This is a genomic window from Orrella sp. 11846 (genome assembly GCF_048820935.1).
GTDB lineage: Bacteria > Pseudomonadota > Gammaproteobacteria > Burkholderiales > Burkholderiaceae_B > Algicoccus.
This window is the reverse complement of record NZ_JBMERD010000011.1, coordinates 63,913-86,699: the sequence shown is the minus strand read 5'-3', so window position 1 is coordinate 86,699 and position 22,787 is coordinate 63,913. Positions and strand designations below refer to the sequence as shown.

Genomic DNA, 22,787 nt, shown 5'->3' with positions numbered 1-22,787 from the left:
GACTGTTCAAATGGCACGTTACATTGGACCTAAATGTAAACTCTCGCGTCGCGAGGGTACTGATCTTTTCCTGAAAAGCGCCCGTCGCCCATTGGAATCAAAATGCAAAATCGATTCCAAACCGGGTCAACACGGTCGTACATCAGGATCACGTACTTCTGACTACGGTTTGCAGCTTCGCGAAAAGCAAAAACTCAAGCGTATGTACGGTGTTTTGGAAAAACAATTCCGTAAATACTTTAAAGAAGCCGATCGTCGCCGTGGTAATACCGGTGAGACCTTGATTCAATTGCTTGAATCACGTCTGGATAACATCGTGTATCGCATGGGATTTGGCTCAACACGTGCAGAAGCACGTCAGTTGGTCACGCACCGTTCGATCGAAGTGAACGGCCGTACCGCTGATATCGCTTCCATGTTGTTGAAAGCTGGTGATGTTGTTTCAATTCGTGAAAAAGCGAAAAAACAAGTTCGCATTCAAGAAGCGCTTGAATTGGCAACTGGCATCGGACTCCCACAGTGGGTCGAAGTAGATGCAAGCAAACTGTCTGGCGTCTTTAAACAAGTTCCAGACCGCGCTGATGTCGCTCGCGATATCAACGAATCCATGGTCGTGGAATTGTACTCACGCTAATGACCACGGCGGGACTGATTCAAGTCCCGTCTTTTTCTCATTGACCGGAATACCGGTTTCCATCAGCCTTATCGGTGTAACGAGCCGAGGGTATTGAATAAGGAATCGTCTCAATGTCCACTCAAGGATTTTTGAAGCCACGCTCGATTGAAGTCGAGGTGATTGAAGATAATCACGCCAAAGTGATTATGGAGCCTTTTGAACGTGGCTATGGTCATACACTGGGCAATGCGCTGCGTCGCATTTTGTTGTCCTCGATGACAGGCTATGCGCCTACTGAAGTTCAGATCACTGGTGTTGTACATGAGTACTCCACAATTAGCGGTGTAACTGAAGATGTCGTGGATATCATGCTGAATCTTAAAGGCGTGGTGTTCAAGTTGCTGGGTCGCGATGAAGTCACACTGACTTTGCGTAAAAAAGGTGAAGGCCCTGTAAAGGCTTCAGATATTGAATTGCCACATGACGTGGAAATTATTAATCCCGATCACGTGATTGCCAACCTGATTGATTCGGGTAATCTCGAAATGCAAATTCGTGTTGAAAAAGGTCGTGGTTACGTACCTGGTAACGTTCGTGCATTGTCTGAAGACCGCAGTGCAACAATTGGTCGTATTGTGCTTGATGCATCCTACAGCCCAATCCGTCGCGTTAGCTACAACGTTGAAAACGCCCGAGTTGAACAGCGTACTGACCTGGACAAACTGGTATTGGACATTGAGACCAACGGTGTGATTTCACCTGAGGAAGCGGTTCGCCAAGCTGCACGTGTTCTGATGGATCAGGTCGCTGTGTTTGCTGCACTCGAAGGTGCTGGTGAATCCTATGAAGCACCTGCCCGTGGCACACCGCAGATTGATCCTGTGTTGCTGCGTCCGGTTGATGATCTGGAACTTACAGTTCGTTCTGCGAACTGCTTGAAAGCCGAGAGCATTTTCTACATTGGTGATCTGATTCAGCGCACCGAAAATGAACTCCTCAAAACACCAAACCTGGGTCGTAAGTCTTTGAATGAAATCAAGGAGGTTCTGGCTGCTCGTGGTTTGACTTTGGGTATGAAGCTCGAAAACTGGCCACCTGCTGGACTTGAGCACCCATAATCGTGTAAATTGCAGTACCGCGGCTGATGACAGTTGTCAAAGCCGCGTTTGTAGTTCTTAACTTTTAACAAAACTAAAATTGTCCCGCGGCATGTCCGAAAGAAGAGACAATTTCAAGATTCAATAGGAAAAACTATGCGTCATCGTCACGGTCTGCGGAAGTTAAACCGCACATCAAGCCACCGTATTGCCATGTTCCGCAACATGGCTGTGTCCTTGATCACACACGAAGCTATTAAAACTACATTGCCAAAAGCGAAAGAAATGCGCCGTATTATCGAGCCGTTGATCACGCTTGGTAAAGAGCCTACACTCGCGAACCGTCGCCTTGCGTTTGCACGCTTGCGCGATCGTGATGCAGTGACCAAATTGTTTGAAGTGTTGGGTCCTCGTTACGCAACACGTAACGGTGGTTACTCACGTGTCTTGAAGATGGGTTACCGTCAAGGTGACAATGCCCCGATGGCCTTTATGGAACTCGTGGATCGTCCAGAAACTGATGATGCTGCAGAGGACTAAGAACAAGCCGATTAAGGTTTGTTTGTAGTTGTCTAAAAAAGCGACCTGCGGGTCGCTTTTTGCATGTCTGGCTTACACGTAAATCTGGTCAAACGGAACATATTAGCGTTTGATTTTTGATGTGTGCATTGTCGAGTTAAAATATCCGAACATAGTTGCTGTACGACTTGTTTGTTCTCAGTGCGTTGATACAGCTCGAAATTGGGGACGACCTCAATTTTTTAATATATCTCAGGACGACCTGACTTGTTTTTGGGGAGTTAGGTCATGGCTTGGGTATATCTTCTAATCGCAGGTGTTCTCGAAATCGTTTGGGCATTTTCAATGAAGCAGTCTGAAGGATTTACCAGACTCATGCCTTCGGTCATCACTATTGTTGCGATGGTGTTTAGTTTCGGCCTGCTTTCGCTTTCCATGAAAACATTGCCTTTAGGTACGGCTTATACGATTTGGACTGGTATAGGTGCCGTAGGTGCGTTTATTGTGGGCATTGTGGTCTTGGGTGAGTATCTGTCTTTAATTCGTGTTATCGCGGCTGCTCTGATTGTTGGTGGCCTTGTTCTAATGCAGGCTTCTACGCCTACGCACTGATGATGAGTCGAAGAGGCTACTGCTTTGCGTTTGCGCAAATAAAGTCTGATTAACTGAACTCTTTGCGATCTTGATTGCCTTAGAGAGGTCCGGTTAACGAAGTTACCGCTTAAGATAGCGATAGACATGTCTTTGTGAAGAGGGTTTAAATGACTGAAGTCGTGATGATTTTAACGACCGTCTCCACGTCGGAGCAATTTACTGAAATCGCAAAAGCGCTCGTGAGTGAAAAACTTGCTGCTTGCGTTCAAATGTCCTCCCCGATTGTTTCTATGTATAGCTGGGAAGGTGCGCTCGAAACAGAAGAAGAAATCGCGATCACCATCAAAACAACGTCAGAAATATCTGAACGTGTGGTCGCTCGCTTGGTTGAGTTGCATCCTTTTGTGGTGCCTCAAATTACGATAGTGCCGGTTATCGGCGGCTATAGCCCGTACCTCGAATGGGTTAAAGAAAACACCAAGGCTTAATTAAGTTGGCTATGCGCAAAATATTTGTTTCATTTACACGCTTGTTGTTCGGGCTGTTTTTTGTCGTCTTCATGTCGGGTGCAAGTGCTCAAGATTTTCTGGCGCCCGAGAAAGCTTTTGTATTTCAGGCTCAGGTCAACAATTCAGATGAACTGGTCATCCAGTTCAAAATCGCTGATGGGTACTACATGTATCAGGAGCGGCTGTCTATCGAAGCTCAAAAGACACCGTGGCCAGTTGCATTTGGTGAGATGCCTGCTGCAATCGTGGATTACGATCCAACCTTTGACAAAGACATGCATCTGTATTTTGATGCATTTGCAGTGGACGTTGCACTACCCGCTTGGCCAGAAGGCATTGAGAAAATCCCATTTGCGATCGATGTGACCAGTCAGGGGTGTGCCAAAGCAGGTATTTGCTACCCTCCCATGCTTTCTCGTGTGACGTTGCAGCCGACAGATGATGGTTATGCTGTCATCAGCCAACGGCCATATGTCGATCCTTTTGAGGATACGCAACCGAGTTTTTTGGCGGCAGATTCGCAAACAACTGCAGATAAGAACACAGAAAATCAGTCGTCAGATGCATCTTGGTGGAGCTTGTGGCAAAGTGCAGACGATACGGATATTGCGGATGCATTAGTCAGTGCAGGTGTTGGGCAGTTGTTGCTGCTTTTCTTTGCGCTTGGTCTCTTGTTAGCTTTTACACCCTGCGTGTTGCCCATGGTACCCGTACTTTCGGCGTTGATTGTCGGTCAATCTGAAACGATTTCGCGTCGAGACGGATTTTTATTGTCCGTCGCTTACGTTGCAGGGATGTCAGTTATCTACACGCTTTTAGGTGTCCTGGCTGGGATGTCTGGTGCAAGTCTGGCCGCCTGGTTACAGACGCCTTGGGTGTTAAGTGTGTTTGCCATTCTGTTGGCGATCTTTGGTCTGGCGATGTTTGACATTGTTCGGATTGAAATGCCAGCAGGGATTCAATCCAAACTAACTGAAAAAGTTTCCAAACTATCGGGCGGGCGGATCACTGTAGCTGCTGCTACAGGTGCTGTTTCGGCCTTGATTTTGGGACCTTGCGTTGCAGCACCCCTTGCGGGCGCATTGTTATACATCTCGTATACCGGCGATGTCTTGCTGGGTGGCGGCGCATTATTTGCAATGTCCTGGGGAATGGGTGTGCCGTTGATTCTTGTTGGGATCTCAGCGGGTTCCATCTTGCCCAAAGCAGGGCAGTGGATGGAAGGTGTCAAAACATTTTTTGGTGTGTTGCTCATTGCCACCGCATGGTGGATGATGGATTCTGTTCTGCCTGTACATGTAATCATTGTCGGTTGGGTGCTTTTGGCATTTTTCTCGGCCATATTGCTTGGTGTGTTCGAGCCTTTACCATCTAGGGATACGATTTCAGGTTTGCGTTACCTTCTGGTCACGTTGAAGAAAACACTCGGATTGTTTGTCGCTGCCATTGGATTGATTTGGCTTTTAGGTGTCAGTAGTGGTGGGCAGTCATTAATTCGTCCATTGTGGCATCTGACATCAGGTGCTGGTACGGTTGCCGGTCAAAGTGACCTGTACCCAGTATTTGAAAAAATTGATTCTGTGTCTGAATTAGATCGTGTGCTTCAAGAATCGAAGCAGCCCATCTTGCTAGATTTCTATGCAGACTGGTGCATCTCATGTAAAGAAATGGAAGCGTTGACGTTTACATCACCTGAAGTGCAGGTAGAAATGCAGAAGTTTCGTCTGATTCAGGCTGATGTGACAGATAACACACGACAACATCGGGAATTGTTGCGACGATTCAACCTTTTTGGTCCGCCAGGGATTATATTTTTTGATGCTGATGGGCGTGAATTGAAACGACCCAGAGTGATCGGCTTTCAAAATGCACAGCGTTTTCAGCAAACGCTGGAGGAAGTGTTAAATCCATAAGGGCGCGTAATGAGTCCAACCACACGAGTCGTGGCAATTTTAGCCATGGCTGCTTTTGCGAGTACGAGCGCGTTTCGTATTCTTGATCCGGCAATTCCTCAATTGTCACAAGAATTTAATGTGACCACTGGGCATGCGGGCGATGTCGTAATGTGGTTTGCGCTCGCTTATGGCATTGCGCAGTTCTTCTACGGTCCGATAGGCGACCGTTATGGCAAGTTTCGCGTCCTTACGCTGGCAACGTTGGCATCATGCTTGGGTAGTTTGGTTGTTGCCTTGGCGCCGACTTTTGAGATTGTGTTGTTAGGACGGTTTTTGTCGGGTGCGACCAGTGCGGCGATTGTGCCTTTAGCGCTTGCTTGGATTGGTGATCACGTACCTTACGAGAAGCGTCAGGCAACGCTGGCGCGTTTTATCTTAGGCAATATCATCGGGATTACTGCAGGATTGTGGATTGGTGGGTTTTTTACTGATCTCACAGGCTGGCGAGGTGGCTTGTTCTTCTTAGCTGGCCTATATGTGGTGGTGGGTCTGACGTTGATTACTCAACGGCATCGTGTTGTTGAAGCACCCCCCTCATTTGAACGCATTCAGTTCGTGGCACCCATCAAGGAAGTCTTCCGGTCGAAGTGGGCCAGAGTTGTGTTGTTGGCCGTCTTCATAGAAGGTGGCTTAGTCTTTGGTTCTGTTGCTTATGTGCCAGCTTATCTTCAATATACCTACGACATTACCCCCACCTTGGCAGGGATTGTGACGGGCTTGTTTGCGGGCGGTGCCTTGCTGTATGTCTTTAATGCGTCTTGGTTGATTCGCTTACTTGGTGAACGTTTGCTGTCGAGTTCGGGTGGTTGGATTCTGGCTCTGAGTTATCTACTCTATCTCTATGGTCCTTCTTGGCATTGGGCCTTGGCAGCGGGTGTGTTCTGTGGTCTTGGCTATTATTTTTTACATGCCGTGCTTCAAACACGAGCCACGCAGATGGTAGAGCATGTGAGAGCAACCGGGGTGTCCATGTTCGCGTGTTTTATGTTTCTGGGACAGGCAGTTGGAATTGTATTGGGGTCAGAAATTGTTGATTATTTCGGATTAAGAACGTTACTCGGTATCTCAGTGATTGCGTTACCGATCCTAGGATTGTGGTTTAGTCATCGACTGGGGCGCCATGAACGTCAGCAACAAAATGAGGCAACCATATCATGAATGTTGATGCCTCTGAACAACGTTCTGAACAGACTCAAATCTCCCGAACCATTTTCTTATTGTCTCTAGCGGCCTTTGCGAGTACGAGTGCGCAGAGGGTTCTCGATCCCGCTTTACCAGTACTCTCGCAAGAGTTTTCTGTCACGACGGGTCAGGCTGCGGACGTGGTGAAAGTCTTTGCACTAGCCTATGGATTGTTGCAGTTTTTGTATGGCCCGGTTGGCGATCGATTTGGTAAATACAAAACCTTGGCATGGGCAACACTCGCTTGTGCAGGTGGCAATATTCTGATTTTGTTCGCTGAACAGTTTGAAATGATAGTTTTCGGACGATTTCTATCTGGCGCAACCGCAGCAGCGATTATTCCGTTGTCGATGGCCTGGATCGGAGATCATGTCCCTTATGAGCAGCGTCAAGCGACGTTAGCCAAATTCATGATTGGGACCATTATGGGTATCAATATGGGTTTGGTGGTGGGTGGAACATTAACCGATTGGTTCGGATGGCGAGCGAGTTTTTGGGTGTTGTCCACGGTTTACATTTTGATTGGTGGATTGTTACTGGTCAACCGTAAAAAAGTTCCAGAATCACCACCAGGCTCAAGTGGCTTTCAGTTGATTGGACCGATCAGACAAGTTGTCCGTGTGCCTTGGGCGCGCATTATGTTGTTAGTGGTATTGCTGGAAGGCGCACTAGTTTTTGGTGTGATGTCTTATGTGCCCACCTATCTGCAGTTTCGCCATGAGATTACCTCGATGGCAGCTGGCCTTGTGACGGCTCTGTTTGGCATAGGCTCATTGCTTTATGTCGCACGGGCCAGATGGTTGATTGGTACGTTGGGTGAAGTGCGTATGGTTCGAGCAGGTGGTTGGCTGATAGGATTAGGTTATGCCGTGTATGTGCTCGGTCCCATCTGGTGGAGTGCCATTTTTGCGAGCTTGTGCTGTGGATTTGCTTACTATTTAGTTCACGCTGTATTGCAAACGAATGCGACGCAGATGGTGCCTAAAGTGCGTGGAACGGCAGTGTCTCTCTTCGCATCGTGTCTCTTTGCTGGACATGCGATCGGTGTGTCCTTGGGCGGCACTGTAGTGGATCACTTTGGTGTGGTGTGGGTTATTTTGGCGGGTGCGGTCCTGATGCCAGTTTTGGCACTGTACTTTGCAAAACGACTGGCACAACATCATCGTCTGCAAAGTACAGAGTAAAGTGCAATGACTTATGCAGGCTGTTTTTGCAGAAGTCGTGCAGCTTCAACCGCAAAGTAGGTCAGAATACCGTCTGCACCGGCGCGCTTAAAGCCCAGCAGGGATTCCATCACGACTCGATCGTGATCTAACCAACCATTGGCAGCTGCCGCTTTGAGCATTGCATACTCACCGCTGACTTGATAGGCGAAGGTTGGCACACGGAAGGTATCTTTGACGCGCCGTACGACATCCAGATACGGCATACCGGGTTTGACCATCACCATGTCAGCACCTTCCTGCAGATCGGAAGCCACTTCGCGCAGGGCTTCATCAATATTGGCAGGATCCATTTGGTAGCTCATTTTGTCGGAGCGCCCCAGATTACTGGCTGAGCCGACGGCATCGCGAAAGGGTCCGTAGAATGCGCTGGCATATTTAGCCGAGTAGGCCATGATGCGTGTGTGATGGAATTGATTGGTTTCCAGCATCTGGCGTATCGAGCCAACGCGCCCATCCATCATGTCACTAGGAGCGACGATGTCGACGCCTGCTTCAGCTTGAGCATGCGCTTGACGTGTCAGAATGTCGAGAGTGATGTCGTTGATCACATAACCTTCAGAGTCGATAACGCCGTCCTGACCATGGCTGGTGTATGGATCGAGGGCCACATCGGTCAGAACACCCAAATCGGGATAAGCATCCTTGATGGCACGAATCGCACGTGGAATGAGTCCTTGAGGGTTGGTTGACTCTAGGCCTTCAGGATCTTTAAGCGATGCATCAATGACTGGGAACAAGGCAATCACAGGAATACCGAGTGTGACACATTCACCGGCGACTTTCAGTAATTCATCAATGGAGTAACGGTTGACACCTGGCATGGACGGCACGGGTGTGACGATGCCCGATCCTTCAATCACAAACACTGGATAAATGAAGTCATTCACAGTTAGGGTGTGTTCACGCACAAGACGGCGCGTGAAGTCGTCTCGACGTAGTCTGCGAGCTCGGTAAGTGGGGAACTCGGCATTCTGAAAAGTAAAGTTTGTCATAAAACCCTCTGGGGAGAAATCCAGTTTTCAATATGAAGTGTGGCTTCTTCAATGCCAAGGCGTGCAGTGGCAGAAAAAGGCACAGCGATGAGGTCGCCAATCTCAGCAAGTTGCTTACGAACTGCAAAAACAGCGTTCTTACGTTGACCGAATGGTAATTTATCGGCCTTGGTCAGTAGCACCAAGACGCCTTTGCCAGTCGGTGCGATCCAATTGGCCAATCGCAGGTCAAGCTCTGTGACACCACGTCGGATGTCAATCAGTAATACAATACCCGCGAGCGAGGTGCGTTGACTTAGGTAATCACCTAAGACGTCTGCCCACTCTTCCCGTGTTTTACGGTCAACAGCAGCGTAACCATAGCCTGGCAGGTCAACAAGGTATCCTAGGCTACCCTCTTGATCTAAGGGGTCTGGTAATGAGAACATGTTGATTAAACGGGTGCGGCCTGGAGTTTTGCTGGAGAAAGCCAGACGGCGTTGGTTGGTCAGAACATTGATGGCACTAGATTTGCCAACATTGGACCGACCCACAAAACAGACCTCTGGCGCGCCGGGTGGTGGCAGTTGGTCCAGACGTGCTGCTGAAATGGCAAATGTAGCTCGATGTAGTATGGACACAGTCATTCTTCCGGTATCTTGATTTCCCTATTGTATAATTCACGGGTTTGATAAAGGTACCGAATCCCTTCGAGGTCCTAAATTATGAAGCTAGTGTTGTCTTGGGCGGCAAAAATCGCCAGCGTTACGTTAACCAGTGGGCTGTTGATGAGTGTGTCTGCCGTTCATGCGGCCGATGTACCAAAAGGTCCCGCAATGCCTGATGCGAAAGCGGGTGAGCGTCTTTTTAATGAAGGCGATCTGACGCGTGGCATCGTGGCCTGTTCGAGCTGTCATGGCGCCGCTGGAAACAGTGTGTTGCCAGAAAACCCGAATCTGGCTGCACAGCCGCATGAGTACATTTATAAGCAGTTGACTGAATTCCAGCCCAAAGCCGGGTCGGATGTCGCTCTGCGTTTAGGTGTAGGCGGTAATCCTGCCGTGATGTCTGCCATGGTCATGCCTTTGACTGATGAAGATATGCAAAATGTTTCGTTGTATCTGGCGGAACAACCTCTGACATCCCCTTCATCTGCAAGCGATGAAGATCTGGTTAGTCAGGGACAGCAAATCTGGCGTGGTGGGATTGCATCTAAGAATGTGCCCGCCTGTGCAGCCTGTCACTTGGCAAATGGTGCTGGCATTCCTGGCGAGTACCCACGTTTAGGTGGTCAGTTTGCATCTTACTTGGAGCAGCAACTTGAGTTGTTCCGTGCAGGCTATCGCAACAACAATGAAATGATGACCGACATCGCTGCACGCCTGTCTGATGCTGAGATCAAAGCAGTTTCAGATTACGCGGCAGGATTGCGCTAATCTAAGCGCATATAACAGGATTCAGTTGACCTTATAGTAGGTCTACTGAACCTTTTTCGATCGGTCTGGTCTAAATTCGGGGCATCCGTGTGCCCCGAATTTTTGCAACTCCAGATAAGAGATTATTTGCGTGACAGATGTAGCTTCCGCTAAGCCGCGACGTGCAGTGCGCCCGCGACGCCGACTAACGTGGTCGTCCCTTTTTGAATTGCTGGGATCGATGCGGTTTGCCATTTACTTGCTGATGATCATTTGTATCGCCAGCGTGGTGGGAACGGTATTGCCTCAAAACATGGGGCAGACTGTTTACATTGATCAGTTTGGACTGTTCTGGTACGAGGTTCTGTCTAAATTCGATGTTTGGTCGATTTATAACAGTACCTGGTTCTTGGTCATTATGGCATTTCTGGTGGTATCAACCACCATCTGTCTGATTCGAAACACACCCAAGATGCTGCGCGATATGCGCACATTTCGTGAGCATGTGCGTGGCTCATCACTCCGTGCCTTCCGACATCGTTTTGAGTTGGAAACGTCGCAAGACATCGCTTCCTGTGAGACGAATATCGAAAAATGGCTTAAAAGTCAGGGCTATCGATTTAAAGAGCGGCGGGAAGAAAATGGTGTGCTGATTGCGGCCAAAAAAGGTTCAGGCAATCGACTAGGTTATATTTTTGCGCACGCTGCGATTGTGATCATTTGTATTGGTGGGCTACTAGATAGTGAGCTGCCTGTGCGATTGCAGGTCTGGCTCTATGGAAAAACCCCTATTCTAGAAAACATGTCGGTGTCAGATGTACCAGCGTCTGGCCGTCTCTCCGTAGATAACCCCAGTTTTCGTAGTAATTTGCTGATTCCTGAAGGGGCCAGTCGTTCCAACGCCATTGTGAACGTAGATGAAGGGGCGCTGGTACAGCCCTTGCCGTTTGAAATTGAGCTGAAAAAGTTTATTGTTGATTATTACTCCACTGGGATGCCTAGTCGGTTTGCGAGTGAAGTGATCGTTCGTGATCTGGAAACGAACGAAACATTTGAACAGCTGATTGAAGTCAATGAGCCCTTACGCTATCGTGGTGTGACGGTTTATCAGTCCAGTTTTGATGATGGTGGCAGTACAGTCGATTTAGCCATTTATCCATTAAGTGGCGTGGGTAACAAACCATTGGACACGCGTCGTCGTATCGGCGAACAATTGGAATTGACCACAACCGACAATCAAAAGTTACGTTTAGAGGTGACCGCGTTACGTCCCATCAACGTGGAAGATATGACTTCGGGTGTGCCGCAACCTAAAGCCTTGATGGAGCATGTGGCTGAAGTCACTGGCAGTGCAGGATTGAGTCGCAACAAGAATTTACGCAATATTGGTCCAAGCGTGGAATACACGATCACGGATAATAGTGGCCAGTCGATTCTGTTTCACAATTACATGGTGCCTGTGACACTCGAAGACCTTACGGTGTTTCTATTGGGTGTTGATACGGACGGTAGCGGACAATTCAGCTTCTTAAGATTGCCGGTCGATGATGATTTTTCCATGAAGGAATTCCTAGAGCTGAGATCCGCATTGGCCAATCCGGCTTTGCGACTCTTTGCGGCGCAACGCTTTGCACAGGCACATGCCAATGCAGGACCCGACCAAAAAGCCCTTGAAACGTCCGCAAAACGTACACTCGATACGTTTGCCAATGGTGGTTTGCAACAGTTGTCGCAGTTTTTAGAGCAAAGCGTCTCGCCTGAGGAGTTGCCAGTAGCCGTTGATGCGGTGATCCGTTTATTGGGATCTTCCATGTCGTCATTGCGTGAGATAGTTCGTGAGCAAATGCGGCTTGAACCCATCGATATGACGACACCAGAAAGCGTGCAGTGGACGCAACTGGCAGTGGGAGCCTTGTCTGATTTGACGATGTATCCGTCACCGGTGCTCGTGAATATGAAGTCGTTTGAACATGTTCAAGCCAGTGTTTTTCAAGTTTCACGAGCGCCCGGCATGATCACGGTATACATTGGATGTTTACTATTAATTTTGGGCGTGTTTGCCATGTTTTATGTCAGAGACCGCCGTATCTGGGTCTGGCTGAGTCAAGACGAAGGCCAATCAGACACAAAGATTTTGGCGGCCATGACATCCCAAAAAAGAACGTTAGATTTCAATCGTGAGTTTGAGCGATTCAAGCAAGCGATGAGTCGTTTGAATCAAAAGGAGATTTGAACATGTCACAAAATTCAGCCGTGATGGAAGACACCGCCTGGAAAGATCTGGTGGAATCGGGTGATGGTCGTATGTTGCGTGGCCGTGCTGACTGGACAGATCTTCTATTTTTTATCTTGTTGTCAGTTGGTGCTTGGTATGCGTTGACTGAATATGCACAATCTATGGATGTCTATGAAAAAGGCATTCTGATTGCTACGGTGCCTATGCTGGTCTGGATGGGATGGCTTTGGCGTCCGCTGCGCTGGTTAATGGTGATTAGTGGTGCACTCGCACTGGTGGCTATATCGTTGTATCAAGGCGATAACGCACGGTCGGAACAGGTGTTTTGGTTGCAATACCTGCTGTCTTCACAATCAGCGATTCTGTGGATGTGTGTGCTGTTTTTGCTGGCCACAATTTGTTACTGGATTGGTTTGTTTAGTCCGACAGCCGCTTGGCTTGGTACGACGCTAACTTGGGTCGGTGTCTACGCAGGTGTGGTCGGATTGCTTGTGCGCTGGTATGAAGGCCACTTGATGGGATCGGATTTGGGGCACATCCCTGTGAGCAATCTGTACGAAGTCTTCGTCTTGTTTGCACTCATCACAGCCTTGTTTTATCTCTATTACGAAAAGCGTTACAACACCCGTTCACTCGGTGGATTTGTGATGCTTGTGGTGAGCTCTACGGTTGTGTTTTTGATGTGGTATTCCATTTCTCGGGGTGCCCATGAAATCCAGCCGCTGGTGCCAGCACTCAAGAGTTGGTGGATGAAGCTGCATGTCCCTGCAAACTTTATCGGCTATGGCACTTTTTCGTTGGCAGCCATGGTCGGGTTTGCGTATCTTGTGAAGCAAAACGCACAAACGCGTTCTTGGCTTAAATTGTTGCCTTTGTTCATTTTAGGGGTGCTGTTGGCCGTTGAGCCCATGGTGTTTCGTACAAGTGAGCTTTCTGCGACTTGGATGATTTACTTTGGCGTAGGCATGGTCTTGGTGGGGTTGATTCTCGCGTTTCGTGCACCGATCGCTCGTCAGTTGCCTTCTTTAGAAGTTCTTGACGATATTATGTATCGTGCCATCGCGATTGGATTTGCATTCTTTACGGTTGCAACCGTGCTGGGTGCGCTTTGGGCGGCAGATGCTTGGGGTGCTTACTGGCAATGGGATCCGAAAGAAACCTGGGCGCTAATCGTCTGGTTAAACTACGCGGCATGGTTGCATTTGCGACTGATGAAAGGATTACGAGGCACGATGGCTGCTTACTGGGCATTGGTGGGCTTGTTGATTACCGGATTTGCATTTCTTGGGGTCAACATGTTCCTGTCAGGTTTGCATTCCTACGGCGAGCTTTAATCTGAGTCGACAGACTGAGTTGGAGAGCCTCGCTGTCATTCTTTAACTAAGCGATGGACTCCGACTCCTGTGAGCAAGAAACCATACCCGGGTTTAATACTTTTTGCGACGCTGACCATTCAGGCTCTCGTGGCCATGGCTTTGATCACACTCCCTGTTGTAGCACCTGTTGTGGCGCAATCGACAGGCACTTCAGCGGCCTATGTGGGTGCCTATGTGGCGCTTGTTTACGTGGCGGCAATGACCTCCAGCATTATGGGTGGACCTTATGTGACTCGCCTAGGTGCTTTGCGGGTGAGCCAGATTTGTCTGGGATTTACCACGGTGGGGCTGCTGCTGTGCGCGATTCCTAATATGTGGGCAATTGCACTGGGTGCCTTGTTTATCGGACTTGGTTATGGTCCTGTCACACCCGCCAGTTCTCACCTTTTAATTAAAACGACTCCCCCCCAGCGTCTGGCTTTGGTGTTTTCTATCAAACAAACCGGTGTGCCAGTGGGCGGCATGATGGCGGGCATGATTGTGCCCAGTCTCGAAGTCGTGATTGGTTGGCAAATGGCTTTTGTGGTGGTTGCGGTCATGTGCGTGGCCACGCTGCTGTTGGTGAGTCCATTGCGCCGTCAGTTGGATGATGACCGTTCGCCTGAATCCAGAATGTCTTTGCGTCGTAGCCTGATTGATCCGGTGCGTCTTGTGGTTTCTGTCAAAAATCTTCGTATTTTGGCGTTTGTCTCATTTTTATTCTCTGTCTGCCAGTTGTCTGTGACGACTTATCTCGTAACGTTTTTATATGAGGATTTAGGTTGGACGTTGATTGCAGCCGGTGTGGCGCTAACGGTTGCTCAAGCAGCCGGTGTCGGTGGCCGGATTTTGTGGGGCTGGCTCGCTGATAAATGGTTTGGTGCGGGTGCGATGCTAATTGTGGTGGGCGTCTTGTTGGGTAGTGCCGCAATCGGCTTGGCCTTACTAACTGAAAATTCAGTGCACTGGCTGCTCTATTTGATTCTTATTGTGATCGGCTCAACAGCAATTGGCTGGAATGGTGTCTATTTGGCTGAGGTGGCCCGTCAAGCGCCACCAGGGAAGGCTGGGATGGCTACGGGTGGGTCGTTAGGCTTCACCTTTATGGGCGTGTTGTTTGGACCGCCTTTGTTCGGTGTGGCCGCCACTGTTTTTGGTAGCTATGGTGTGAGCTATGCTTTGTTGTTTATCCCAATGATTGGAACGGTTTTGTTGCTCTGGAGTCGCCGCTATCGTCAGGCATGGCTAGGTGTGAAATAAATGACTGTGTGAAATAAACGATTTGGTCGTGTTGGTAGTTGCGACCGTCGTTTTGAATGGAGACGGTCGCAAGGTTTTGATCAGAGATCCAACAGATTTTCACCACGAATGAGATCATCGAACGTTTCACGTTCACGGATCACCGTCACTTGATCACCATCCACCAGAATCTCAGCAGCGCGCGTACGTGAGTTGTATTGCCCCGACATCACAAAGCTATAGGCACCGGTAGATTCGATGACTAGGTAGTCGTTCTGCTCGATGGCCAACGTTCGTTCTTTGGCTAGCCAATCTGCGCTTTCGCAAATGGGCCCAACCACATCCCAAGTCTGTGCTTTAGCACCCGTGTTGAGTTTTAAAGGCAGTACACCATGCCATGCTTCGTACAATGCTGGGCGCATCAAGTCATTCATCGCCGCATCGACAATGGCAAATGAGCGCTGTTCAGCGGGCTTCAAGAAAATCACTTGCGTCAGGAGCACCCCGGCATTGCCGACTAATGAGCGACCAGGCTCCATCACCAACTCAAGATCACCCAGTCCGTTTGATGTCAGACGTTCAAAGACGGTATTAATCAGATCTGCGGGGTCTATCGGTGTTTCATCGTGATAGCGAATACCTAAGCCACCCCCAATGTCTAGATGCTGCAGCGTGATACCTTGCGTGCTCAATGCTTTGATGAGAATGATCAGTTTATCCAGCGCATCTAGATAGGGAGAAATTTCAGTGATTTGCGAACCAATATGGCAGTCGAGTCCAGTGATGTTTAGGTTGGGGAGCTCTGAGGCGTATTGATACGTTTGCACAGCCTCTTCAATGGCAATGCCAAATTTGTTTTCTTTGAGTCCGGTCGAAATGTAAGGGTGGGTGTGTGGATCGACATCCGGATTCACGCGTAATGACACAGGTGCCACGATATTTAACCGTGTTGCAACCTCAGAAAGCTGTTTAAGTTCAGCCACGGATTCAACATTGAAGCATTTCACACCCGCCTTGAGGGCGGCTTCCATTTCCCAGATTTGTTTGCCAACCCCTGAAAATACGACTTTTGAGGGATCGCCGCCTGCTTTCAATACTCTGGCGAGCTCGCCACCGGAAACAATATCAAAGCCACTACCCAGTTTGGCAAAAAGCTGCAAAATGGCTAGGTTTGAATTGGCTTTCATGCCATAGCAGATTAAGGCTTTGCGTGATTCGATGGCGCGTGCGTAAGACTGCCAGGCATGTTCAATCGCGGCTCGTGAATAGACATAAAGCGGCGTGCCATACTGTTTGGCAAGCGTTTCAAGCTCGATAGACTCGACAAAGAGACGATTCTGATCAAAATGAAAAAATGGCTGACCAGCAGGGGTCGGCGGTGTAGACGGAGCGTTTTGTGGGGACATATTGGACAATCGAGCTTAAAGGTTATTCAATTTTGATAGGAACGTGTTCGACGCGTTCACTTTCGAAGCCTGTTGTTATAGGCTGCTGACCGAGTGTGTCGGTTGAGACCGTGGGAGCGTCAGTTTCCAGCGTGTCTGGTGGCGGTGGTAAATAGAGTGGTCCTTTGTAACCACAGCCATTGAGCAGGCTTACCGTCAATAAAGCGGTAGCAGCAAGTAGAATTGTATTCAACGTTGAAGGGCTTGGTGATTTAGACACGAGAGCTCCATTGAGATTTACAGGAACAAATTATGACTGAAACTGAATTTGAAAACATCATCAGCGATATTCTGGATGTGATTGAGAATATGTCCGATGATTGGTACGAACGTCTAAATGTGGATGTTGACGCCCATCGTGAGGCCAATGTGCTCAATCTCCTGTTCGATAATAAAACACCCGTGGTCATTAATAGCCAAACACCTATGCGTGAGCTTTGGGTTGCGGCACCCAGCGGTGGATTCCATTATCGTCTGGAAGCTGAGCGCTGGATCGATAGCCGCGGTGGTCCTGATTTGGAAGCTGCATTGTCGGCAATCTTCTCGGATGCCACTGGGCATCCGATTGTGTTTACCTTGAACGGTTGATCCGAATCAATCTGTTAGTTCTTCAGCCGGAATAAAGTTCACACTTTGTTCCGTGACGCCTAAAGACTCCAGCAGATCATCGATCGAATCTTTCTTAGCATCCAATCCGAGACGAGTCACAGATTCTTCAGGTGGGTACTCTGAAAAATACATGTTCTGACCCTGAACGATTAAACCGCTAGGTGGCGCAGGACGGGGTTCTTCAGGATAACGTTGCAAAGCGTGTTCCATGTAGCCCATCCAGATGGGGAGTGAAACACCACCGCCGGTTTCTCGGCTACCCAGAGACTTAGGCTGATCAAAGCCTAGCCAGGCGACGCCAACCAGATGTGGGGTGTAACCCGCGAACCAGGCATCAACCGCATTGTTGGTGGTGCCGGTTTTTCCAGCGATATCGCGTCGTTTGAGTGTCGCACTGGCTCTGGCAGCTGTCCCGTACTGTGCCACACCGCGCAGCAAATCATCCATGACATAGGCTGTTCTGGGATCAATGACGCGTGCGGCAGCATCGCCAGCGACGGTTGGATCAGCGCGCATTAGAACCTGTCCCTCCGCATCGGTGACGTAATCAATCAGATAGGGATCGACGCGGTAGCCACCATTGGCAAAGACAGCGAATCCGGCGGCCAGTTGAAGCGGTGAAACCGCACCCGAACCAAGCGCCATCGGCAAATAGGGTGGGTGTTTTTCTGCTTCAAATCCAAATCGGGTGATGTATTCCTGCGCATACTGCGGACTAATGGCTTGCAGGATGCGGATCGAAACCATGTTGCGAGATTTGGCCAATGCTTGACGCATGGTGAGGGAGACGTCGTAAGCGTTTCCGTAGTTACGGGGTTTCCAGCCTCGGTTTGAACCAGTTTGTGCGGCAGTGAGTTCAAAGGGTTGATCCGAGATTTCGGTTGCTGGGGTTAGACCACGCTCAAGGGCTGCCGCATAGATAAACGGTTTAAACGCAGAACCGGGCTGACGCCAAGCTTGTGTGACGCGGTTAAAGTGTCCCTGATAAAAGTCGAACCCACCGACCATAGATTGAATCGCACCATCTTGGGGTCGCATGGAAACAAAAGCACCCTGAACTTCAGGCAAGTTGAGGATTTCCCAAGCACCATCAGGCATTTTGTTGATGGTGACAACAGAACCACGCACAATCTGTGGTTGCCCTTTGTTTTTGGCGTTTAAGGAGCGTGCAATCACGCCGATTAGTTTTTTGTCATCAATGGTGATAATGTCGTGCGAACTTTTGGCGACAGTCACGGATGTGGGGCTGGCCTGTAAAACGACTGCTGTCTGGAATCCACTGACATCTGGATATTGTTCCAGAACCTGATCCATGAACTCATCAAACTTCTCGGGATTGTTCTCTAAACCATCCGGTAGATTGACTTGTCCGATCGGGCCGGGATAGACAGCACGGCGTGTATAACCCAACACACCTTCTCGTAAAGATTGCCAAGCCCATTCTTGGTCGTCTGAACGAATCGTGGTGTAGACGTTCAAGCCTCGAGAATAAACGTCATCACCGTAGAGAGAGAACATCAATAAGCGGGCCAACTCCGCAGCGTATTCACCGTGCAGGTTGGCGTAACCATTGGCAGCTGAACCACTGGTGTTGCCCGACTGCAGCACGATAGGTTCTTTCAGAGCTGCTTCGTACTCGGAATCCGTCAGATAACCTAAGGAGTGCATGCGGCCAAGCACGTAGTGTTGACGTGCAACGGCACGGCTCATGTTAGAAACTGGGTTGTAGCGGGAGGGTGCTTTTGGGATACCAGCTAGCATCGCAGCTTGGGCTGGAGTGAGATCGTTGACTTCCTTACCAAAATAGGTTCGAGCAGCTGCTGCAAAGCCGTAAGCGCGTCGTCCCAAAAAGATTTGGTTGAGGTAAAGCTCCAGAATCTGATCTTTTGTTAGGCTGGATTCAATTTTGTACGTCAGCAGTAACTCGTAGAATTTACGGGTATAGGTTTTTTCAGAAGAAAGGTAAAAGTTACGAGCCACCTGCATCGTGATCGTACTGGCGCCCTGAGACTTAGACATCGCAGCGACGTTCGCAAGCCCGGCACGCGCGACACCCAACCAGTCAATACCGCCGTGCTCGTAGAAGCGATCATCTTCAGCAGCCAGAATGGCAGACTTCAGCACGTCTGGAAATTCGTTAAAACGTAAGACGTTACGTCTTTCCTCACCAAACTCACCGATCATCACTTTGTCAGCGGTATAGACCCGTAAAGGAACGCGCGGTTTATAGTCGGTCATGGCCGCCAAATCAGGCAGGTTTGGCCAGGCAATCGACAAAGCAATTACCATTAGCAGCGCCGCACTGGCCGCCAGACCCGCGCAAAAGACGAGGAATTTCAGCACAAACCGGACGAACCAGGGACTTTGTGTGCCGGCGGATTCAGAGCGCGATGCGCGTGATTGAGAGTTACTTTTCTTCATAGGTTCATAATTTTACGCGTTCACGGCGCTCCAGTGGGATAATGAGGCCATGAATCAGAAGCTTTCATCTATTTATCTCGTGGGCATGATGGGCTCAGGCAAATCCACAATCGGTAAAGTTGTGGCGCGTATGCTTGGGCGTCCATTTATTGACCTAGACCAGGAGATTGAAACTCGGTGTGGTGTCAGAATACCAGTCATCTTTGAGATCGAAGGTGAAGAAGGGTTCCGTAAGCGTGAAACACAAACGCTAGAAGACTTATCCCAGCGTCAAGGAATCGTATTGGCAACGGGCGGCGGAGCTGTGACACAAGCCGTTAACCGTGAAATCCTTCAGACCAACGGTCTGGTGGTCTATCTTAAAGCGTCTGTCGATGAATTGTATCGCCGTACCAAACGAGATCGTAATCGACCTTTGCTGGCAACGAAAGATCCTAAAGCCAGATTACATCAATTGATGCAGGAACGTGCAGCATTTTATGAAGAAATTGCTGACATTGTGATGGAAACCAATGGAAAGTCCGTCTCGACAGTGGCGCGTCGTTTAGCGGAAAAAATTAGAGAGTCTCAAAAACAATCATGCAATCCGTAATTGTTCAAACGCCGTCGGGCGATTATCCCATCCATATCGAAGCAGGTGCATTAGGTTCGATTGCTCGTAGTATTCCGGACAATGCCAGTGCCGTCATCGTGGTTACAAACCCCACGATTGATGCCCTGTATGGCGAGACGGTGCGTCAGAGTTTGCAAGCTGTTTCATGCCCAGTGCAGTTTGTGTCTTTGCCTGATGGTGAAGCGCATAAGAGCTTTGACAGTTTGTCACAGATTTTGGATGCTTTATTGGCTAAGCAGCGTGACCGACGTGCGGTCATTGTGGCTTTAGGCGGTGGTGTCATTGGCGATATGGCTGGGTTTGCGGCTGCTATCTATATGCGGGGAATTCGTTTTGTACAAATTCCAACGACGCTACTGGCACAAGTGGATTCGTCTGTCGGCGGTAAAACAGCGGTGAACCACCCGCTGGGTAAAAACATGATTGGTGCTTTTCATCAACCGATTGCGGTTGAAATTGATACCAACGTATTGCAGACCTTGCCACAACGTGAGATCAGTGCCGGATTGGCTGAGGTGATCAAATACGGTTTGATTTTGGATGAGCCGTTTTTTGCGTGGTGCGAAGCCAATGCACAAGCATTGATGAATCGGGATCCTGAATATTTGTCTCAGGCGATTGAGCGCTCTTGCCAGTTTAAGGCTCAAGTTGTTGGCGCCGATGAACGTGAATCTGGTTTGCGGGCAATTCTGAATTTAGGCCATACATTTGGCCATGCAATTGAAGCGGGACTGGGTTACGGTCAGTGGTTACATGGTGAAGCGGTTGGCTGTGGGCTCATTATGGCGGCTGAATTGTCGCACCGTGTTTGTGGACTAGAAATGGCGCAGGTTGAGCGTGTACGTGCGCTGGTGGGTGCCATTGGATGTCCTGTGCGTGCCCCAGCATTAGGGGGGGCTGATCATTGGTTTGATCTGATGCGTGGTGATAAAAAAGCGCAAGCTGGAGAAATTCAGTTTGTGCTTATGCCTCGAATTGGTGAGGCGATTGTGCGAGCTGCTCCAGAGACAGCCGTACGTGAAGTGCTCGCGGTTTGTTGTGAGTCTGATTAAGTATTGGGAGTGTCATGCCTAAGCGTGCTGTCTATGCCAGCCATCCGGATCAATCGCGCGGTCGTCGTTATGTAGAACCTGGACCCGGTGAGCGATCTGAATTTCAAAGAGATCGCGATCGGATTATCCACGCCAAGGCGTTTCGACGCTTGCAATACAAAACCCAGGTTTTTGTGAATCACGAAGGTGATTGGTTTCGCACACGCCTGACACACTCGTTGGAAGTTGCGCAGATTGCACGCACCGTAGCACGTAGTTTGGGCTTGGATGAAGATCTGACAGAAGCTATTTCGCTCGCGCATGATCTTGGCCATACGCCTTTTGGGCACGCCGGACAGGATGAACTCAGTGCGTGTATGCGGCATTTTGCGCCAGATGCCGGGGGGTTTGAGCACAACTTTCAAAGCTTGCGAGTCGTCGATGAATTGGAGCAACGCTATCCCGGGTTTAGTGGTTTAAATCTGTGTTTTGAGACGCGTGAAGGCATTCTTAAACACTGTTCACTTTCAAATGCCCGTGGGCTGGGCGAGTTGGGACAACGTTTTATTGATCGCACGCAACCTTCTTTAGAAGCGCAGCTGGCAAACTTGGCGGATGAAATTGCGTATAACAATCACGACATTGAAGATGGATTACGTTCCGGCTTACTCACATTGGATCAAATGCTGGAAGTGACTATTTTTCGTGAACATTACGAGCACGTTGCTCAGCAATGGCCGCAACTGGATCGTCGTCGCCTGGCTTCAGAAACGATTCGTCAAATGATTAATACGTTGATTTTGGATGTGACTCAAACGACGCGTGCGAATCTGGAACGTCTCAAACCGCGTAGCGTAGATGATGTTCGGAACTGCCCACCCATCGTGGTATTTTCTGAAGAAATTCATCAAAAAGCACAGACACTTAAGTCGCATTTGCTAAACTATCTTTATCGTCATTACAAGGTTTCACGAATGACGAATAAAGCCAGACGAGTGGTACGCGAGTTGTTTACCGCGTTTTATGAAGAGCCGGGTTTATTGTCTACAGACTACCGTAGACAAGGATCCAATCAGCAAGCGCGGGCCATCGCAGATTACATTGCAGGCATGACAGATCGCTATGCCATGTTGGAACATCGCCGTTTATTTTCGATTGAGGAAAAAGTATGAACTTTAAGTCCGCTATGTTGGGATCCGTGGTTGTCGCCGGTGCGTTGTCTTTTGGTGTGGTCTTGCCTTCAGCCGCTCAGACAGCGGCTGTCAGCACGGATAAAGGCCTCAAAATGTATATCGTTGAATCATGCGAGCCTTTTGCGAAAGGTGGACGTTGTTCACTGGCATTGTTGACACAGCCTGCCAGTCAGTCCGCACCGACGAATGCGCAAACCACTTGCGAATCGGGTTGGGTGGCTAATTTTATGGGTCTGGAAGGCACGGTTGAAAAAGGCGGTATCAACCGTGGCAGCGCCATTGTGTGTGGATACCAGAGTGCCGAGCAAGCATTGCGTGCAGCTGTTAAAGTGTGCGACGAGCAAATGGATGGTATTTGCAGTCGTGCAGACAGCATCAACGTCAGCTGGGCGAGCTGGAATGGTCAAGCTATCCCTGGAGTAGCTTCAGATCAGACCTTGAAAGTGAATCAGTTGCCAGATGCACGCACTTGCTTGTCAGAACTACCTTTAAAGGAAAGTGCTGATTGCAAAGCGCGCGCTGCAGTGGAATTGCGCTCCGCGGGTATTCACTAAAAGTAGA

The 22,787-nt window shown here is 49.2% G+C and carries 22 protein-coding genes; 17 read left to right on the top strand and 5 right to left on the bottom strand.

From position 1 onward, the window contains the following. The first annotated feature begins 10 nt into the window (after positions 1-10). The 8 genes from rpsD (at position 11) to ACOI06_RS10380 (ending at position 7,656) form a co-directional block, all read left to right on the top strand. On the top strand, positions 11-634 hold the full coding sequence (gene rpsD / locus ACOI06_RS10415; protein ID WP_420662513.1) for a 30S ribosomal protein S4: 624 nt from the start codon (positions 11-13) through the stop codon (positions 632-634). 113 nt (positions 635-747) lie between these two features. Further along, on the top strand, positions 748-1,734 hold the full coding sequence (locus ACOI06_RS10410) for a DNA-directed RNA polymerase subunit alpha (RefSeq protein ID WP_420662512.1): 987 nt from the start codon (positions 748-750) through the stop codon (positions 1,732-1,734). Between the two features lie 135 nt (positions 1,735-1,869). Continuing rightward, complete coding sequence (rplQ, locus tag ACOI06_RS10405; RefSeq protein WP_420662511.1) at positions 1,870-2,253, top strand: 50S ribosomal protein L17; 384 nt, start codon at positions 1,870-1,872, stop codon at positions 2,251-2,253. Between the two features lie 267 nt (positions 2,254-2,520). Beyond that, a complete protein-coding gene (locus ACOI06_RS10400) occupies positions 2,521-2,844 on the top strand; it encodes a DMT family transporter (protein WP_420662510.1) in 324 nt (107 codons plus the stop codon). A gap of 149 nt (positions 2,845-2,993) precedes the next feature. After that, positions 2,994-3,314 (top strand): divalent-cation tolerance protein CutA, encoded by a 321-nt coding sequence (cutA, locus tag ACOI06_RS10395; protein ID WP_420662509.1) that lies wholly within the window; start codon positions 2,994-2,996, stop codon positions 3,312-3,314. A gap of 11 nt (positions 3,315-3,325) precedes the next feature. Then, positions 3,326-5,248, top strand: coding sequence for a protein-disulfide reductase DsbD (gene dsbD, locus ACOI06_RS10390; protein WP_420662508.1), 1,923 nt, complete (start codon positions 3,326-3,328; stop codon positions 5,246-5,248). 9 nt (positions 5,249-5,257) lie between these two features. Beyond that, positions 5,258-6,448, top strand: a complete 1,191-nt coding sequence (locus ACOI06_RS10385) for an MFS transporter (protein WP_420662507.1) — start codon at positions 5,258-5,260, stop codon at positions 6,446-6,448. After that, positions 6,445-7,656 carry an MFS transporter gene (locus tag ACOI06_RS10380; protein WP_420662506.1) on the top strand — a complete coding sequence of 404 codons (1,212 nt, stop codon included), beginning with the start codon at positions 6,445-6,447 and terminating at the stop codon, positions 7,654-7,656. The genes ACOI06_RS10385 and ACOI06_RS10380 overlap by 4 nt, the downstream gene beginning before the upstream one ends. Positions 7,657-7,667: 11 nt before the next feature. Here the strand turns inward: ACOI06_RS10380 and hemB are convergent, their stop codons facing one another. Together hemB and yihA are read right to left on the bottom strand one after the other, a co-directional pair. Beyond that, positions 7,668-8,690, bottom strand: a complete 1,023-nt coding sequence (hemB, locus tag ACOI06_RS10375; RefSeq protein WP_420662505.1) for a porphobilinogen synthase — start codon at positions 8,688-8,690, stop codon at positions 7,668-7,670. Continuing rightward, the gene (gene yihA, locus ACOI06_RS10370; RefSeq protein WP_420662504.1) at positions 8,687-9,310 is read right to left on the bottom strand and encodes a ribosome biogenesis GTP-binding protein YihA/YsxC; all 624 of its coding nucleotides are present in this window, start codon (positions 9,308-9,310) and stop codon (positions 8,687-8,689) included. Before yihA ends, hemB begins: the two co-directional genes overlap by 4 nt. Before the next feature lie 84 nt (positions 9,311-9,394). Between yihA and ACOI06_RS10365 the strand changes: the two genes are divergently transcribed. The 4 genes from ACOI06_RS10365 (at position 9,395) to ACOI06_RS10350 (ending at position 14,935) form a co-directional block, all read left to right on the top strand. Next, complete coding sequence (locus tag ACOI06_RS10365) at positions 9,395-10,105, top strand: c-type cytochrome (protein WP_420662503.1); 711 nt, start codon at positions 9,395-9,397, stop codon at positions 10,103-10,105. A gap of 220 nt (positions 10,106-10,325) precedes the next feature. After that, the gene (locus ACOI06_RS10360; RefSeq protein WP_420662540.1) at positions 10,326-12,317 is read left to right on the top strand and encodes a cytochrome c biogenesis protein ResB; all 1,992 of its coding nucleotides are present in this window, start codon (positions 10,326-10,328) and stop codon (positions 12,315-12,317) included. A gap of 2 nt (positions 12,318-12,319) precedes the next feature. After that, positions 12,320-13,654 (top strand): c-type cytochrome biogenesis protein CcsB, encoded by a 1,335-nt coding sequence (ccsB, locus tag ACOI06_RS10355; RefSeq protein ID WP_420662502.1) that lies wholly within the window; start codon positions 12,320-12,322, stop codon positions 13,652-13,654. Positions 13,655-13,723: 69 nt separating this feature from the next. Continuing rightward, the gene (locus ACOI06_RS10350) at positions 13,724-14,935 is read left to right on the top strand and encodes an MFS transporter (RefSeq protein WP_420662500.1); all 1,212 of its coding nucleotides are present in this window, start codon (positions 13,724-13,726) and stop codon (positions 14,933-14,935) included. An 80-nt stretch (positions 14,936-15,015) separates the two neighbouring features. Here ACOI06_RS10350 and lysA read toward each other — a convergent pair whose 3' ends face one another. Both lysA and lptM read right to left on the bottom strand, forming a co-directional pair. Beyond that, complete coding sequence (lysA, locus tag ACOI06_RS10345; RefSeq protein ID WP_420662499.1) at positions 15,016-16,320, bottom strand: diaminopimelate decarboxylase; 1,305 nt, start codon at positions 16,318-16,320, stop codon at positions 15,016-15,018. A gap of 22 nt (positions 16,321-16,342) precedes the next feature. Beyond that, the gene (gene lptM, locus ACOI06_RS10340) at positions 16,343-16,579 is read right to left on the bottom strand and encodes an LPS translocon maturation chaperone LptM (protein ID WP_420662498.1); all 237 of its coding nucleotides are present in this window, start codon (positions 16,577-16,579) and stop codon (positions 16,343-16,345) included. 32 nt (positions 16,580-16,611) lie between these two features. Between lptM and cyaY the strand changes: the two genes are divergently transcribed. Beyond that, on the top strand, positions 16,612-16,947 hold the full coding sequence (gene cyaY / locus ACOI06_RS10335; RefSeq protein ID WP_420662497.1) for an iron donor protein CyaY: 336 nt from the start codon (positions 16,612-16,614) through the stop codon (positions 16,945-16,947). 6 nt (positions 16,948-16,953) lie between these two features. On the opposite strand, the gene ACOI06_RS10330 is transcribed toward cyaY, so the two are convergent. After that, on the bottom strand, positions 16,954-19,389 hold the full coding sequence (locus tag ACOI06_RS10330) for a penicillin-binding protein 1A (protein WP_420662496.1): 2,436 nt from the start codon (positions 19,387-19,389) through the stop codon (positions 16,954-16,956). A 49-nt stretch (positions 19,390-19,438) separates the two neighbouring features. On the opposite strand from ACOI06_RS10330, the gene ACOI06_RS10325 reads away from it, so the two are divergent. From ACOI06_RS10325 to ACOI06_RS10310, 4 genes are read left to right on the top strand one after another with little or no spacing between them, the layout of a single operon-like run. Then, positions 19,439-19,981, top strand: coding sequence for a shikimate kinase (locus tag ACOI06_RS10325; RefSeq protein WP_420662495.1), 543 nt, complete (start codon positions 19,439-19,441; stop codon positions 19,979-19,981). Continuing rightward, on the top strand, positions 19,969-21,054 hold the full coding sequence (gene aroB / locus ACOI06_RS10320) for a 3-dehydroquinate synthase (RefSeq protein ID WP_420662494.1): 1,086 nt from the start codon (positions 19,969-19,971) through the stop codon (positions 21,052-21,054). Before ACOI06_RS10325 ends, aroB begins: the two co-directional genes overlap by 13 nt. 14 nt (positions 21,055-21,068) lie before the next feature. Further along, positions 21,069-22,205: a deoxyguanosinetriphosphate triphosphohydrolase gene (locus ACOI06_RS10315; RefSeq protein WP_420662493.1), complete on the top strand. Its 1,137-nt coding sequence runs from the start codon at positions 21,069-21,071 to the stop codon at positions 22,203-22,205. Continuing rightward, entirely contained in the window at positions 22,202-22,780 is a 579-nt protein-coding gene (locus ACOI06_RS10310) for a hypothetical protein (protein WP_420662492.1), read from the top strand. Before ACOI06_RS10315 ends, ACOI06_RS10310 begins: the two co-directional genes overlap by 4 nt. Positions 22,781-22,787 lie beyond the last annotated feature (7 nt).